Raw genomic sequence first — 15,638 nt, forward strand, 5'->3', positions numbered from 1 at the left:
CGGCGCGAGGAGGGCACATGGCGGGCACCGACGCACGGCCGCTGCGGGCGGACGCCCGGCGCAACCGGGACCGCCTGCTCACCGCGGCCGTCCGCGCGTTCAGCGCCGACGGCGAAGGCGTCACCCTCGACGCCGTCGCGAAGGAGGCCGGCGTCGGCATCGGCACCCTCTACCGGCACTTCCCGACCCGCGAGGCGCTCGTCGAGGCCGCGTACCGCAGCGAGCTGTCCCGGCTCTGCGACGCCGTTCCCGACCTGCTGCGCGAGCTGCCCCCGGACGAGGCGCTGCGCACCTGGATGGACCGTTTCGTCGCGTACACGACGACCAAGCGGGGGATGGCCGACGCGCTCCGGGCCGTCATCGCGGCCGGCGGGCGCCCGTTCGAGCACAGCCGGGAGAACCTGACCGCCGCCGTACGGACGCTGCTCGACGCGGGCACCGCCGCCGGAACCGTACGGGACGGGATCGAACCGGCCGACATCCTCGTCGCGCTCAACGGCATCTCCCTCGCCGCCGGCGCTCCCGAGCAGCGTGACCAGGCCCGCCGGCTGCTCGACCTGTTCGCCGACGGCCTCCGGTACGCCTCCCGATCCTTGCCCGACATCTAACCGCATGTTTGCTTCACGGTACTTAGCGTGGAGGTATGAGCCTTACCGGAGTTCCGCTGCTGATCCTGGTCAGCCTCCTCGCCGTCGGGCTCCCCGTCGGCGCCGTCGTCCTCTGGCGGTACCGCAGGCTCCGCGTGCTGCGTACCGCGGCGATGGTCGTCGTCGGCCAGCTGATGATCACCCTCGCTCTCGGCCTGGTGGTCAACCGGTCGCAGCAGTTCTTCACCAGCTGGTCGGACCTGTTCGGTACCAACAAACTCCCGGCACTGCCGACCGCGGCGCCCGGCGTCGGCACCGCCAAGGGCGGCACCGCGGCACCCGGCGGCACCTCCGCCACCCACACCCTGCACGGCTCCGTGTACGCCACCCGCATCGACGGGCCGACCACCCACATCGACCTCCCCGCCGACGTGTACCTGCCGCCCCAGTACAACGATCCCGCGTACGCGCACCACAAGTTCCCCGTACTCGAACTGCTCGACGGGTTCCCCGGCAACCCGGCACGCTGGCTCGGCGCACTCCACCTCCAGCAGGTACTCGACACCGAGATCGCCGCCGGCCGGATGCAGCCCGTCGTCGCCGTACTGCCCGAACAGACCACCCAGACCTGGCACGACACCGAATGCGTCAACGCCGTGCACGGCCCGCAGTTCGGCACGTACCTCACGACCGACGTGCGCACCGTCATCGGCCGGCAGCTGCGGGTCCAGACCTCCCGCACCGGCTGGGGCGACATCGGGTACTCCACCGGCGGCTTCTGCGCCAACAACCTCGCCATGCAGGCCGGCTACCCGTTCACCGCCGCCGTCAGCCTCTCCGGGTACTTCAAGCCCTACCGCGACCGCTCGACCGGGAACCTGTTCCACGGCAACGCCCTCGCGCAGCACACCAACGACCCGCTCTACCAGGTCACCCACGCCAAGCACCTGCCCGGCCTGTCCTTCTACGCGATGTGCGCCAGCCCCGACCCCGAACCCTGCCTCGAAGGACGCGCGTTCGCCGCGGCCGCCACCGGCGGACCCGTCCAGGTCGAACGTGTCGAGCTGCCCACCGGCGGTCACAACATGACGACCTGGCGCTCCGTCGAGGTACCCGCCTTCGACTGGCTCGCCTCGCACCTCACCGCCGGCGCCGGCCACACCGTCGTCCAGGCCCGCCCGCCGACACACCACGCCGCCGGCGGCACCGCCTGACCCACCGTCCACCGTGGACGGTCCACCGCTCGCCCGGTACCGCACCGGTCCCGGCCGGCGTTCGGCCACTGCGACCGGGCTCCACCGGCCGGTGTGCCAACCATTCCTGTCCACTGTGGACGGTGATGGCGCCGGTCGACCTGTCGCCGAACCTCAGCGGTCCCGGCCGGGTTCCGGTCCGCCGATCCCGGCCGCGTTCCCGTGACATCGACCGCGGCGCCCGGCGCCCGCGGCCGGCCCGCGCGGCAGTTCTGTCTACTGCGGACCGTGCTGGCGTCGGTCGGCTCGTCGCCGAACGTCAGCGGTTCCGGCCGGGTTCGATCCGGCGAGCCTGGCCGGCGTTCCCGCGATACCGACCGCGGCGCCCGGCGCCCGCGGTCCTTTCATGCGGCAGTTCTGTCTACTGTGGACTGTCGGGTGCCGCGGGCGGGAGGTGCTCCACGATCGTGGTCGGTACGACGATGCGCCGTGGCGGGGTGCCCGCGTCCACCGCGCCGTCGATGCGTTCCACGAGCAGCCGCGCGGCACGGCGCCCCAGCTCGTCCGCGTCGTACGCCACGATGGTGACGGGGACGCTCAGCACGTCGGCCAGCTCGAAGTCGTCGAAGCCGGCGATCGTCACGCTCACCCCGCGCCGCCGCAGCGCCCGGTACGCGCCGATCGTGTTGCGGTTGTTGGTGCACAGGATCGCCGTCGGCGGCACCGGCAGCGACAGCAGCTCGCCAGCGGCGCGCTCGGCCGACGCGAGGTCCTGCTGCGCCCGCCGCACGTACGCCTCGTCGGGGGTGACGCCGACCTCGTCGAGCGCCGCGCAGAACCCGCGGTACCGCTCGGAACCGGTGTAGACCGACGGCGGGTTGCCGAGGAACCCGATCCGCCGGTGCCCCGCCGCGAGCAGCGCGCGGGTCGCCGCGTGCGCCCCGCCGACGTCGTCCACCAGTACGCAGTCCGCGTCGATGCCGGTCGGCGGCCGGCCCACCGTCACCACCGGCACCGACGGCGGCAACTCGTCCCCCAGGTACGCCTGGGAGTGGCCGGCCGGCACCAGCACCAGGCCATCCACCCGGCGGTCGGTCAGGTCGCGGACCGCGGCACGCTCCCGGTCCACGTCGCCGCCGGTGTTGGTGATCATCACCCGGCGGTCGCCGGTGGACAGCTCGGCCTCGATGCCGAGCGCGAGCCGCGCGTAGAACGGGTTGGCGAGGTTGGTGACGACCAGGCCGACGGTGCCGGTCCGGCGCCCCTGCCGCAGGCTGCGCGCCACCACGTTCGGCCGGTACGCCAGCGCCTTCACCGCCGCCTCGACCCGCTCCCGGTTCGCCGGGGTCACGCTCGGGCTGCCCCGCAGCACCCGCGACACCGTCATGGTGCTGACGCCGGCGAGCGTCGCCACCTCCCGGATCGTCGCCGGGTCACCGCCGCGCCCGGCCCCCGCCCGCACCCGGTACACCCCCGCGGCCGCGCGGTCCGCTGTCGCGTCGCCGGTCTCCGCGTTCGTCGTGGTCCCGGCGGCTGTGGTTTCGGCGGCTCCGGTGCCCGGCTCCGCGCCGTTGGCCGTACCGTCCGCGTTGGCGCCAGCGGCTCTGGTGCCGGCCTTCGCGCCCGCGCGACCCGTCGCCCGGGCAGGTCCCGTACCGGCGGCGCCGGTCCTCGCGCCAGCCGCCGCCCTGGTACGCCCGGCGTCACCCGTACCGGCGGGCGGTGTCGTGGCGGCGGGATCGGCTTCGTACGGCGGATCCGAGGTGTCACGGCGTGCCGCCGGACCGGCGTCGGCGGGTGGCGGCGGGGCGGCTGGTCCCGGGCGGCGGGTGCGGTCGGCCATGCCGGTCACCCGTCGTGGTGTGGTCCGGCCGGATCGGCGGCGTCCGGTGCGGTTGCGGGGTCGGGACGGCCGGCAGGTCCGGCGGAGTCAGGCTCAACGAAACCGGATTCGGAGGGGGCCGGCCCGGGGGAGACCGGCTCAACGGAACCGGACTCTGGGGAGGCCGGCCCGGGGGAGCCGCCGCCACCCCCGGCGACCGGCTCCGGGGAGGCCGGCTCAAGGGAACCGGATTCGGGGGAGACCGGCTCAGCGGAACCGGACTCCGGGGAGGCCGGCTCGGGGGAGGCCGGCTCGGGGGAGGCCGGGTCGCGGGCGACCAGCGCGGCGCCGAACAGCGGCGAGTCGGCCGGTCGGGCCGCCACGGCGAGCGGCAGGGCGGCGAGGTCGGCGCCGAGCCCGGCGCGCAGGGCCGGCTCGATCAGGTCCCAGGAGGCGACCATCGCGCCGCCCACCACGACGACCTCCGCGCCGAACCGGGTCAGCCACGGTGCCAGCGCCACCCCGAGCTCCTCGAACGCGGAGCGCAGCGTCCCGGCGGCCACGGCGTCGCCGGCCCGTGCCGCGGTGGCGATCTCGCGTACGTCCTCGGCCCGGCCGGTGCGCTGGGCGTACGCGGCGATGACGGCGCGCCGGGAGACCGTCTCCTCCAGCGGTCGGCCGCGGTGGGTGAGCAGGTCGACGCGGCCTTGCGGCGGCACCGCGTCGCCGGAGCGGACGGCGACGCCGGCGCGCAGGAACGTGGAGCCGACGCCGGTGCCGAGGGTGATGGCGACGGCGCGGTCGTGGCCGCGACCCGCCCCGTACGCCCACTCGCCGATCGCGAACGCCTCCGCGTCGTTGACGAACCGGAAGTCGGCCGCGGCGGGGATCCGCGCGCAGAGCGCCGCGCGCAGGTCCACCCCGTACAGCGCCTCGAACTTGCCGACGCCGGCGAACAGCGCGATCCCCGCCGCGTAGTCGAACGGGCCGGGCAGCGCCACGCTCCACACCGCACCGGTCGGCGCGGTCAGGCCGCCGGCCGCGCGGGCGATCGCGCCGACGATCTCGTCCGCCGAACCGTCCGACGAGAGCGTCGTGCGGCCGCTGTCGACCACGACCGGCCCGGCGGCACGCCACTCCACCAGCGCGGCGGTGACGTGGGTGCCGCCGATCTCCAGTACGGGGACCGCAGGGGTGTTCACCGGACGTGGGCCTTCACGATCCGGGACGCTACCGTCCCGAGCCCGGAGATCGTGTACCGGCCCACCGCGGCGGGCACGACCAGCGTCTCCGCGTAGTTCAGCCGGTGTTCGTGGCCGGCCGGGGTGCGCACCAGGACGCCGTCGCCCTCCACCACGTTGATGACGTGGAACCGGCCGGCGGTGTCGTCGGGCGCCTCGGTGCCGGCGGCCACCACGAGCCGGTGCACCGTGAAGAACATCTCCGGCAGCTCGCCGAGCAGCTCCTCGCGCCAGCCGTCGCCGCCCCGCACCGTACGCGGGGACTGGACGAGGTCGGCGGCGACGGCCGCGCCGGTGCGCTGGGTGTTGAGGTTGCGGAACGCGTGCTCGACGTGCACCGCGCGCTGCCGGTCCTTCGCGTCGCGCCGCAGCCAGTCGTAGAACCGCAGCGAGTACAGGTACGGCGTGGCGCTGACCTCCAGCACCACGTTGCCCTTGCCGCTGCCGTGCGGGGTACCGCCGGGGATCAGGAACAGCTGGTGCTCGTCGGCCGGGAACGTCTGCACGTACTTCGTGATGTCGAACTCGGTGCCGGCGTGGTCGGCGGCGTGCGCGTCGGCGTGGAACGCGTCGACGTCGACCCCCTCGCGCAGCCCGAGGAACACCGTGTTCTCCGCGCTGCCGACCATCATGTAGTACGTCTCGTGCTGCGTGTACGGCCAGCCGAACACCTCGGTCATGTACGTCGACTGCGGATGGCAGTGCACGGACAGGTTGCCGCCCGCCACGGTGTCCAGGTAGTCGAACCGGATCGGGAACGACGTGCCGAACGTGCGGTGCACCTCCTGACCCAGCACCTGCTCCGGGTGCAGCGCCACCAGCAGCTGGAACGGCAGCTCGATCCGGTGCTCGTCGTCGCCGATCAGCACCCCCGACTCCGGCGCGATCAGCTCGTATCCCAGCGCGGTGTTCTCGGCGTCCGGGTTGAAGCCCAGCTCGGTGCGGGCCCACTGGCCGCCCCACGGCGTCGTGTTGAACGTCGGCCGGGTCCGGAACGGCCGCCGCACCAGGTCGTCGGCGGTGGCGCGCAACGCCGGGCCGGACAGCGAGACCGGCTCGTCCGGCCGCTGGGTGTCCAGGTAGCGGTCGAGGGTCGCGGCGATGTCGTCGCGGTGCCGGTCGAGGATCGGCCAGTCGATGTAGAACAGTCGGCGGTTGGTGCCGGCGCCGGCGGACTGCCCGAGGTTGCTTCCGGTACCGTCGCCGACCGCGGCCTCCGCGTACCGCTTCGGCAGGTCGGCGTACCACAGCGCGTCGTGCGCGACGAGGGCCGCGCCCGGCCCGTACACGACGGTCAGGGTGTCGGTGGGCGCGACCTCGGGCAGGTCGGCGAAGAAGTCGGCGAGGGTGGCGTCGGACAGCCGGGCGAAGTGCGGGTCGCCGGTCAGCTCGGACGTGTCGGTCCGCGCGGCGATCGTGTCCCAGTCGGCCAGGTGGTCCCGGACGTCGACGGCGACCAGCCCCGGCACCGCCGCGGCGAGGCCCTTGACCAGGGTGTCCCAGTCGAGGATCCACGGTCCGTCGACGGCCAGCACGCGGGTGCCGGCCGGCAGCTCGTCGACCGCCTGCCGCCACCCGACGCGGACCCGGCCGCCGACCGGCGCATACCGCGGGTTGGGCTCGTAGCTGCGATCGGTGTCCGGCACGGGTGCCCCCTCGGAGGTCGAAGTTATCGTTATCCTAGCCCGGCCGCCGGATGCTGCGACCGCCGGGTGACCCGGATCAGGTGTATCACGGGGAGTCCGCCGTCGTCGGCGAGTCGCCACGCCCAACGACCGTCCGGGATAGCGTTAACTTGACCTCAGGCGGGGCCGATCGTTCGGGTGGTGCCGGCGGGCCGGGGCGGGGGCTAGCTTGGATGTGACGCCCGGATGCGGGTGACGGACGGCTGATCGCGGATGACCCTGCAGTACCTGGTGGGTGAGGTGTCGTGGCGGCTCGCGGAGCTCGCCGCGGCGGCGGACGACGGCCCGGCGCGGGAGCTGTCCGCGTTGCGTCGTCGGGCCGAGACCGCGCCGCTGCCGCTGCTCGGGCCGGTGCTGCTGGACGCGCTGCGGGTGGCCGAGCGGGTCGCCGCCGAGTCCCTGCGCCGTGGTGACGTGTCGTCGTTCGTCCGGCAGAGCGCGGCATCGACCGAGCTGTACGGATTCGCGCTGTGTGCGGATCTCGTCGACGAACGGCTGGTCGTCGCGCCGGGCGGGACTGTCGAGGAGGTCTGCAGATGACGACCGAGCGGAGCGACAACGTATCCGAGGCACAGATCGCGGTCCACTGGCGCGAGGAGGAGTACTACCAGCCGCCGGCCGCGTTCGTCGGCCAGGCGAACGCGTCCGACCCGGCGATCCTGGACCGGTTCGCCGAGGACAGGTTCCCGGAGTGCTTCAAGGAGTACGCGGACCTGCTCGACTGGGACCACTACTGGCACACCACGCTGGACACCAGCGAGGCGCCGTTCTGGAAGTGGTTCGTCGGCGGCCGGCTCAACGCCTGCCACAACTGCGTCGACCGGCACCTGGCGACCCGCCCCAACCAGGCGGCGATGATCTGGGTACCGGAGCCGGAGGACGCGGACCCGGTGGCGATCACGTACCGGGAGCTGTGGGTGCGGGTGAACGAGTTCGCCGCACTGTTGCGCGACTTCGCCGGGGTGAAGGCCGGTGACCGGGTCACGTTCCACCTGCCGATGGTGCCGGAACTGCCGGTGGCGATGCTGGCGTGCGCGCGGCTGGGCGCGATCCACTCCGAGGTGTTCGGCGGGTTCTCCGGGACGGCGTGCGGCGAGCGGATCGCCGACTCCGGCAGCGACGTGCTCATCACCATGGACGGCTACTACCGCAACGGCGAGCTGATCGACCACAAGATCAAGGCGGACGAGGCGTGCGAGGCCGCCGCGAAGCACGGCCACGAGGTCGGGACGGTGCTGATCTGGCGCCGCCACCCCGGTCGGTACGCGTCGGACCGGCCGATGGTCGACGGCCGGGACCACTTCGTCGACGACCTGCTGCCCGACTACCGGGGCCAGCGGGTGGCGCCGGAGTCGATGCCCGCCGAGGCGCCGCTGTTCCTCATGTACACCAGCGGCACGACCGGCCGCCCCAAGGGCTGCCAGCACTCCACCGGCGGCTACCTGGCGTACGTCACCGGCACGTCGAAGTACTACCAGGACATCCACCCGGACGACACGTACTGGTGCGCCGCCGACATCGGGTGGATCACCGGCCACTCCTACATCGTGTACGGTCCGCTCTCGCTCGGCACCACCACGGTGCTGTACGAGGGCGTTCCGACGTACCCGGATCCGGGGCGGCTGTGGCGGATCGCCGAACGGCTCGGCGTCACCACCTTCCACACCGCGCCGACCACGATCCGGATGCTGCGCAAGCTCGGCCCGGACGAGCCGACGAAGTACCACTACCGGTTCAAGCACATGACGACGGTCGGCGAGCCCATCGAACCGGAGGTGTGGCGCTGGTACCACCAGGTCGTCGGCAAGGGCGAGGCGGTCGTCGTCGACACCTGGTGGCAGACCGAGACCGGCGGGTTCATGGGCACCACACTGCCCGCGTTGCAACCGATGAAGCCCGGCAGCTGCGGCCCCGGCGCCCTCGGCATCTACCCCGTCATCTACGACGAGGTCGGCGAGGTGGTCGAGGCCGGCAGCGGCAAGGCCGGCAACATCTGCATCCGCAACCCGTGGCCGGGCATCTTCCAGACGATCTGGGGCCAGCCCGAACGGTTCAAGCAGATCTACTACGAGCGCTACAACCGCGACCCGGCGAGTACCGACTGGCACGACTGGCCGTACCTGGCGGGCGACGGCGCGGTCGAGGCCGCCGACGGGTACTTCCGGATCCTGGGCCGCATCGACGACGTCATCAACGTCGCCGGACACCGGCTCGGTACCAAGGAACTGGAGTCGGCGGCGCTCACCGTGGACGAGATCGCCGAGGCCGCGGCCGTACCGGTGATGGACGAGCTGCGCGGCCGCGCCGTCGAGATGTACGTGTCGCTCAAGCCCGGCATGACCGCGAGCCCCGCCGTACAGGACGGGGTGACGGCGGCGATCGAGCGGGAGATCGGCAAGATCGCCCGGCCGACGCAGGTGTGGATCGTGCCGGACATGCCCAAGACCCGTTCCGGCAAGATCATGCGGCGGGTCATCGCCGGCATCTCCAACTTCGCCGACGTCGGTGACATCACGACGCTCGCCAACCCGGAGATCGTCGCCGACATCCGCCACCAGGTACAGCGGGAGAAGGTGGCGCACGGCCAGGTGCCGCGGGAGCTGACCCCGGCGGAGGCGGAGGAGATCCGCGCCTTCGGCAAGGCCGAGTGACGCCGCGACGCGGTGACCGGGCCGGCCGTCGGACCCGGCGACCGGCCCGGCCGTCGGCGCGACGGCCCCGCACAGGGCGGAACGACGCCGGCGTCCGGCGTCCTCCGCCCGGCGGAACGGCGCCGCCTCCCTCGTGCGTCCCGGCCCGCGACAGGCGCACCCGCCGGGCCAGGGTCGACGTGCGCGTCCTCCGCAGGGCGGAACGGCGCCGCGTGGTGCGTCGCGGGCCTGCGACAGGCGCATCCGCCGGTCCGGGTCCGACCGCGGGGACCGTCAGTGCGTGCGGGGGGTGGTGTCGACGGCGGCGAGGGCCTCGTCGAGCGGCGTCGGCTCGATGCCGAACGTACGGGTCGTCAGGTCGGCGTGCATCGTGAACGGCCGGTCCCACTGGTAGTACGTGGTGCGCAGCTCGCGGACGAGCGGCGACACGAGCCCACCCACCCAGAGCACCGGGTACGGCATGGCGGTGAGCTTCGGTGCACCGGCGCCGGTGACCTCCGCGTACCGGGTGGCGAGTTCGCGGACGGTCAGCGGGTCGTTGCTGGGTACGAGCCAGCCGTGGCCCCAGGCGCGTTCGGTGGTGGCGGCGGTGACCAGCGTGCGCGCCACGTCCCGGATCGAGGTCCAGGTGTGCGGCTGGTCGAGCCGCGCCGGCACGTACGCCCGGCGGCCGGCGGTGACGGGTCCGGCGACGGCGACCGCGAGCAGCGAGTTCGCCTCGATGTAGTCGCTGGCCCGGACCTCGGTGGCGCGGACCCGGCCGGCCTCGTGCGCGGCGAGCGCGGCCCGCCACATCTCGGCACGCAGCCGCAGCTTCGGATGCGTGGCGGCGAGCGGCGTGTCGGCGGTGATGGGACCGACGACCGGACCGTACCCGTAGAGGTTGCTCGCGGTGGCGAGCACGGCGCCGGTGCGTTCGGCGGTGGTGAGGAGGCTGGCGGCGAGCGGCGGCCAGTCCGTCAACCACCGGTGGTACTGCGGGGACGCGCAGTTGTACAGCGCGGCGGCGCCCTCGGTCAGCGCGGTGAGCCGGTCGGCGTCGGTGGCGTCGGCGGCGACCGGTTCGGTGCCGTCGGGGCCGGTGCCGTGCCGGGTCACCACCCGGACCCGGGCGCCGCGGTCGAGCAGGGCGCGGGCGGTCGCGGTACCGACCGGGCCGCCGCCCACGATCACGTGCAGGTCGTCCACGGTGTCGTTCCTTCCCGTCGTGGCCTGACCCGGGCCCGTCCGGTACGTCGGCCGCGACCGGTACGCCGCGGTCCTGTGGTCACGAGGGGAGCTGCCACTGCTGGTTCTCCCCGCCGGTGCAGTCCCAGATCTGCGCCTGCGTCCCATCCTCGGTACTGGAGTCGGTCGCGTCCAGGCACCGGCCCGACTTGGTGTTGACGAGCTGGCCGTCCCGCGCGGTCCACTGCTGCGCCGGCGTGCCGTTGCAGTCGTACAGCTGGACCTTGGTGCCGTTGTCGGTGGCGCCGCCGGTCGCGTCCAGGCACTTGCCGAGCGAGCGCAGCGTGCCGTCGGCGCCGAACAGCCAGTTCTGCGCGTCGGTTCCGTTGCAGTGGTACACCTGCACCGCGGTGCCGTTGTCCGTCGCGGCGTCGTGTACGTCGAGGCACAGCCCGCCGAGCCCGTGGACGGGGCCGGCGACCGGTGCCGGCGTGGTCGGTGCGGTGCTCGGGCTCGGGCTCGTCGGGCTCGGCGTCGGCGACGCGGTGCGCCGGTGCTGGCCGGACGCCGCCGCGCCGCGGTCGGTGGTGGCGAGCGTCCAGCCGATCCCGATGCCGAGCGTGGCCAGCAGCACCACCGCGGTACCGGCGGCGCAGAGCCAGAACACCAGCCGCAGCCGGGAACGCCGCGCGGCCGGCTGGCGTTCGCCGGGCTCCTCGGTCCCGGGGGCGGGGCCGACCGCGGCCACCCCGCGCGGGAACCCCCCGCCCGCGCCAGTGCCACCCGAGCCCACCCCGCTCGTTCCCGCACCAGCGCCACCCGCGCCCGCACCGACCACGGCAGCCCCGCCCGGTTCACCGACCGCCGGTACGACGGTGGTCGTGCCGGCGACGGTGCCGGTGTCGAGCAGCCGGGCCAGATCGGCGCGCTGCCGGGCGATCAGCCCGTGTACGCCGGCCGGCCAGGGCTGCGCGGCCGGGACGATGGCGCCGGCCAGCTCGCGCAGCTGCGCGGCGGTGGGCCGCCGGGCCGGGTCCTTCGCCAGGCACGGCGCGACGAGCCGGCGTACCCGCGGCGGGACGGCACTCAGGTCCGGCTCGGTGTGCACGATCCGTTCGAGTACGCGGGGCGCGGCGTCGCCGTCGAACAGGTCGACGCCGGTGCAGGCCAGGGCCAGTACGCAGCCGACGGAGAACATGTCGGAGGCGGGGCCGGTGGGCAGGCCCCGGGCGCGCTCGGGCGACATGTACCCGGGGGCGCCGACGACGGAGCCGGCGCGCGTGAGCCCGGCGACGGCCGTACTGTCCGCGGCGTGCGCGATGCCGAAGTCGATGACGCGGACGCCGTCGTCGGTGAGCAGCACGTTGCCGGGGTTCAGGTCACGGTGCACCAGGCCGGCGCCGTGGATGGTGATGAGCGCGGACGCCAGGCCGGCGGCGAGCCGGAGTACCGAGTCCTCGGACATCGGGCCGGCGGCGGCGACCGCGTCGCGCAGCGCCGGACCGGGTACGAACACGGAGGCGAGCCACGGGGTCGCGGCGTCCGGGTCGGCGTCGATGACCGCGGCGGTGTGCGCGCCGGACACCCGCCGGGACGCGTCGACCTCGCGGCGGAACCGTTCCCGGAAGCCGGGGTCGGCGGCGAGCTGGTCGTGGATCAGCTTGACGGCGACGAGCCGCCCGTCGGGCCCCGCGCCGAGGCACACCTGACCCATGCCGCCCCGGCCCAGCTCGGCCAGCAACCGGTACGGACCGACGGCGGTCCGCTCGGACGGGCCCAGCGGCCGCATCGCACCCTCCCCATGGGCGTTCACCGCCCGAGGCGCCGTGCCCGGACGCCAAACATGGTACGAGGGTGCGCCGGGCCGGCGGCCCGCGGTCGCCTGCCGGCCCGTACGCGCCGGGGCGGGGTCAGCGGGAGAGGTAGAGGGCCTCGGTGAGCGCCATCCGCTCCAGCTCGCCGGGCGACACGGACTCGTTGGGCGCGTGGATGAGGCAGGCGGGTTCCTCGACGCCGAGGAGCATGATCTCCGCCTCCGGGTACGTGTCGGCGAAGACGGTGCACAACGGGATGGACCCGCCCTGCCCGGACTCGACCGGGTCGGTGCCGAACGCGGTGCGCATCGCCGCCGACATCGTCCGGTACGCCGGCCCCGTGGTGGTCGCGCGGAACGGCTGGCCGACGGCCTCGACCGTCACGTCCACCTTTGCGTGCCACGGGGTCGCGGCGACGAGGTGCGACCGCAGCGCGTCGAGCGCCTCGTGCGCGTCCGTACCCGGGGGGACGCGGAGGTTGATGCGGGCGGCTGCGGTGGGCTGGATGGCGGCGGAAGAGCCGACGACCTTCGGCGCGTCGATGCCGAGCACGGTGACGGCGGGCCGGGCCCAGAGCCGGTCGGCGACGGTACCGGTGCCGGTGAGGGAGACGCCGTCGAGTACGTGCGCGTCGCGCCGGAACGTCTCCTCCGGGTACTCGACGCCCGGCCAGGTCTGGTCGTTGCGCAGCCCGCGCACCGTGGTGTCGCCGGTACCGTCGCGCAGCGTGGCGAGTACCCGGATGAGGGCGGCGAGCGCGTCCGGTGCGGGGCCGCCGAACATCCCCGAGTGCAGCTCACTGTCCATTGTGGACATCGTGACCACCAGCAGGACGGTACCGCGCAGGCTGGTGGTGAACGTCGGCTGGCCGAGCGTCGCGTTGCCGCAGTCGGCGACGAGGATCTCGTCGGCGCGCAGCAGGTCCGGGTGCGCGGCCACGTACTCCTCCAGGCCGCCCGTGCCCTGCTCCTCCGAACCCTCCGCGATGACCTTGACGCCCACGTTCGGCGCACCGTCCAGGGCGCGCAGCGCGGTCAGGTGCGCGACGATGTTGCCCTTGCAGTCCGCCGTACCCCGGCCGTACCAGCGGCCGTCGACCTCGGTCAGCTCGAACGGCGGCGTACGCCAGGCGGTGTCGGACAGCGGCGGCTGCACGTCGTAGTGGCAGTACAGCAGGACGGTGGGGCTGCCGGCGGGGCCGGGACGCTCGCCGTACACGGCGGTGCTGCCGTCGGCCACGGTCAGCAGCCGGGTGGACAGCCCCGTCGCCGAGAACGCGTCGGCCACCCAGCGCGCCGTCTTCGCGCACTCCTCCGCCGGGTACACCCGCGCGTCGGCCACCGAACGGTACGACACGAGTTCGGTGAGGTCGTGCCGGGCGCGCGGCATCAGCTCGTGCACCCGCGCGGTCAGTGCCGCCACGTCGGTCTGTCGCGTCGTCTGCATCCGCCCGGTCCCTTCCGGAGTACACGCTGGTCAGGGGTTGGCCGTGTCGCCCAGCCGCAGGTCGTCGACCGCCCGCTCGAACGCGTCGGCCTCCTCCGGGCAGTACGTCCGGATCACCAGGCGTTCGGCGACGACCAGGTCCGCGTCGCCGATCACGCCGCGCTGTCCCGGCCCCGCCGCCCCGTTCGACAGCCCCTGGTACGCCCGCGCCGTGGACAGCGCCGACCCGGGGTCCTGGCACACCACCCCGCCGTCGGTACCGAACAGCCGGACGACCTGCGCCTTGGACAGCGGGGTCGGGATGCCCGCGTCGTGCGCGGCGGCGATGAGCCGGTCGGCCTTCGCCGAGGCGTCCCGGGACTCGTGCTGCTGGTGGAACGCGAACAGTCCCCACCCGACGCCGATCACCAGCAGCAGCCCGAGCAGCGCGTACGTGACGATCCGCAGGCGGCGGTGGGACCGCACCAGATCCGTACTCATGCCGGCTCACCCGCCTGTTCGGCCGCCGGTGTCCGCCAGGACGGCCGCCGCAGCCGGTAGAACAGGAACGGTACGAGCAGGCCGACGACGCCGGCACCGCCCGCCACGATCGCGATGTACCCGCCGACCGCGCCGGACTTGAACTGCGACGGCGGCACGAACCCGATGGCCAGCGCGGCGACCGACGCGGCGAACCCGACCACGCACAGCACCGGCAGCAGCGGCGCCCGGTACCCCCGCGGGTGATCCGGTTTGGTGCGCCGCAACCGCATCGCCGACACGAAGATCAGCAGGTACACGATCAGGTAGACCTGGGTGGTGATCACCGACAGGATCCAGTACGCGCTGGACACGTCCGGGATGAACGCGTACAGCAGGGCGATGACGGTGGTGACCGCGCCCTGGCAGACCAGGATGTTGCGCTGCACGCCGTGCTTGTTGAGCCGCTGGAGGAACGGCGGCAGGTAGCCCTCCTCGCGGGCGATCATCAGCAGGCCCTTGCTCGGCCCGGCCAGCCAGGTCAGCATCCCGCCGAGCGCCGCGGCGATCAGCATGATGCCCAGCACCGGCGTCAGGAACCCGACGTCGAACTCGGCGAAGAACGCGTCGAACGCCTGCATCACGCCGGCGGTCAGGCTCAGCTGCCCGCTCGGTACGACCCAGGAGATCGCCAGCGCCGGCACGATGAAGATGGCCAGCACCAGCAGTACCGCGAGAAACATCGACCTCGGGTACTCCCGGCCCGGGTTGCGCAGCGACGACACGTGCACCGCGTTCATCTCCATGCCGGAGTACGACAGGAAGTTGTTGACGATGAGCACGAGGCTGGCGAGCCCGGCGTACGGCGGGAGCAGGTGCGAGGCGGTCATCGGCGCGGCCGACGGGTGCCCCTGGCCGAGGAACACGATGCCCAGCACCAGCAGCAGCGTCCCCGGTACGAGCGTGCCGACGATCAGCCCGGCCGACGACAGGCCCGCGACGGACTTGGTGCCCTGCGACGAGACGAGCACGCCGAGCCAGTACAGGGCCATGATGACGATGGCGGTGAACACGCCGCTGGACGCCAGCTTCGGGTCGAACACGTACGCCAGCGTGCTGGCCACGTACGCGAGCAGGCTGGGGTAGTAGAAGATCGTCATCGCGAACTGGCACCAGACGGCGAGGAAGCCGAGCGGCTTGGACAGGCCCTCGCTGACCCACCGGTACACGCCGCCGGACCAGCCGGACGCGAGTTCCGCCGACACCAGCGACGTCGGCAGCAGGAACACGATGGCCGGCACCAGGTAGAGGAAGATGCAGGCCAGGCCGTACACGGCCATGGTCGGCGAGGCGCGCAGGCTCGCCACCGAACTGGTCGTCATGAACGCCAGCGCGACCCACGTGATGCGGTTCGCCGGCGCCGGCCTCGGTACCGCCGCCGGCACGGTCGCGGTACGCCTCGCCCGGCGCCCGTCGGCCGGCATGTCCACCGCACCCATGGCGCCTCCCCAGCCCGGTGACGTGTGCACCGACGGTAAGCCGGCGCCCACCCCGCGCGGGGGCGGTTGCCGAA

The 15,638-nt window shown here is 73.6% G+C and carries 12 protein-coding genes; 4 read left to right on the forward strand and 8 right to left on the reverse strand.

Annotated elements, in window-relative coordinates; genetic code table 11:
- Positions 1–17: 17 nt before the first annotated feature.
- Both Aru02nite_RS08655 and Aru02nite_RS08660 read left to right on the forward strand, forming a co-directional pair.
- Positions 18–608 (forward strand): TetR/AcrR family transcriptional regulator, encoded by a 591-nt coding sequence (locus Aru02nite_RS08655; protein WP_203656447.1) that lies wholly within the window; start codon positions 18–20, stop codon positions 606–608.
- A gap of 35 nt (positions 609–643) precedes the next feature.
- Positions 644–1,801: an alpha/beta hydrolase gene (locus Aru02nite_RS08660; protein WP_203656448.1), complete on the forward strand. Its 1,158-nt coding sequence runs from the start codon at positions 644–646 to the stop codon at positions 1,799–1,801.
- Between the two features lie 400 nt (positions 1,802–2,201).
- Here the strand turns inward: Aru02nite_RS08660 and Aru02nite_RS08665 are convergent, their stop codons facing one another.
- From Aru02nite_RS08665 to Aru02nite_RS08675, 3 genes are all read right to left on the reverse strand, one after another.
- Entirely contained in the window at positions 2,202–3,242 is a 1,041-nt protein-coding gene (locus Aru02nite_RS08665; RefSeq protein ID WP_203656449.1) for a LacI family DNA-binding transcriptional regulator, read from the reverse strand.
- A gap of 386 nt (positions 3,243–3,628) precedes the next feature.
- The gene (locus tag Aru02nite_RS08670) at positions 3,629–4,804 is read right to left on the reverse strand and encodes an ROK family protein (RefSeq protein WP_203656450.1); all 1,176 of its coding nucleotides are present in this window, start codon (positions 4,802–4,804) and stop codon (positions 3,629–3,631) included.
- On the reverse strand, positions 4,801–6,489 hold the full coding sequence (locus Aru02nite_RS08675) for a class I mannose-6-phosphate isomerase (RefSeq protein WP_203656453.1): 1,689 nt from the start codon (positions 6,487–6,489) through the stop codon (positions 4,801–4,803). Before Aru02nite_RS08675 ends, Aru02nite_RS08670 begins: the two co-directional genes overlap by 4 nt.
- Before the next feature lie 252 nt (positions 6,490–6,741).
- On the opposite strand from Aru02nite_RS08675, the gene Aru02nite_RS08680 reads away from it, so the two are divergent.
- Positions 6,742–7,068, forward strand: a complete 327-nt coding sequence (locus Aru02nite_RS08680) for a hypothetical protein (protein WP_203656454.1) — start codon at positions 6,742–6,744, stop codon at positions 7,066–7,068.
- Positions 7,065–9,179, forward strand: a complete 2,115-nt coding sequence (acs, locus tag Aru02nite_RS08685; protein ID WP_203656458.1) for an acetate--CoA ligase — start codon at positions 7,065–7,067, stop codon at positions 9,177–9,179. The genes Aru02nite_RS08680 and acs overlap by 4 nt, the downstream gene beginning before the upstream one ends.
- 273 nt (positions 9,180–9,452) lie before the next feature.
- Here the strand turns inward: acs and Aru02nite_RS08690 are convergent, their stop codons facing one another.
- The 5 genes from Aru02nite_RS08690 to gadC form a co-directional block, all read right to left on the reverse strand.
- Positions 9,453–10,367 (reverse strand): NAD-dependent epimerase/dehydratase family protein, encoded by a 915-nt coding sequence (locus Aru02nite_RS08690; RefSeq protein WP_239076536.1) that lies wholly within the window; start codon positions 10,365–10,367, stop codon positions 9,453–9,455.
- Between the two features lie 79 nt (positions 10,368–10,446).
- Positions 10,447–12,135: a serine/threonine-protein kinase gene (locus tag Aru02nite_RS36555; RefSeq protein ID WP_239076538.1), complete on the reverse strand. Its 1,689-nt coding sequence runs from the start codon at positions 12,133–12,135 to the stop codon at positions 10,447–10,449.
- Positions 12,136–12,256: 121 nt separating this feature from the next.
- A complete protein-coding gene (locus tag Aru02nite_RS08700) occupies positions 12,257–13,606 on the reverse strand; it encodes a dipeptidase (protein WP_203656459.1) in 1,350 nt (449 codons plus the stop codon).
- Positions 13,607–13,636: 30 nt separating this feature from the next.
- Positions 13,637–14,086, reverse strand: coding sequence for a hypothetical protein (locus Aru02nite_RS08705; protein ID WP_203656460.1), 450 nt, complete (start codon positions 14,084–14,086; stop codon positions 13,637–13,639).
- The gene (gadC, locus tag Aru02nite_RS08710; RefSeq protein ID WP_239076539.1) at positions 14,083–15,564 is read right to left on the reverse strand and encodes a glutamate/gamma-aminobutyrate antiporter GadC; all 1,482 of its coding nucleotides are present in this window, start codon (positions 15,562–15,564) and stop codon (positions 14,083–14,085) included. The genes Aru02nite_RS08705 and gadC overlap by 4 nt, the downstream gene beginning before the upstream one ends.
- Between the last annotated feature and the right edge of the window lie 74 nt (positions 15,565–15,638).

The sequence above is a fragment of the Actinocatenispora rupis genome (assembly GCF_016861975.1).
Lineage (GTDB): Bacteria > Actinomycetota > Actinomycetes > Mycobacteriales > Micromonosporaceae > Actinocatenispora > Actinocatenispora rupis.

Bases quoted from the DNA above. Each gene is read 5' to 3' on its own strand.
- Aru02nite_RS08655 (WP_203656447.1), top strand. From the start codon at position 18: ATGGCGGGCACCGACGCACGGCCGCTGCGGGCGGACGCCCGGCGCAAC.
- Aru02nite_RS08660 (WP_203656448.1), top strand. From the start codon at position 644: ATGAGCCTTACCGGAGTTCCGCTGCTGATCCTGGTCAGCCTCCTCGCC.
- Aru02nite_RS08680 (WP_203656454.1), top strand. From the start codon at position 6,742: ATGACCCTGCAGTACCTGGTGGGTGAGGTGTCGTGGCGGCTCGCGGAG.
- acs (WP_203656458.1), top strand. From the start codon at position 7,065: ATGACGACCGAGCGGAGCGACAACGTATCCGAGGCACAGATCGCGGTC.
- Aru02nite_RS36555 (WP_239076538.1), bottom strand. From the start codon at position 12,135: ATGCGGCCGCTGGGCCCGTCCGAGCGGACCGCCGTCGGTCCGTACCGG.
- Aru02nite_RS08700 (WP_203656459.1), bottom strand. From the start codon at position 13,606: ATGCAGACGACGCGACAGACCGACGTGGCGGCACTGACCGCGCGGGTG.
- Aru02nite_RS08705 (WP_203656460.1), bottom strand. From the start codon at position 14,086: ATGAGTACGGATCTGGTGCGGTCCCACCGCCGCCTGCGGATCGTCACG.
- gadC (WP_239076539.1), bottom strand. From the start codon at position 15,564: ATGGGTGCGGTGGACATGCCGGCCGACGGGCGCCGGGCGAGGCGTACC.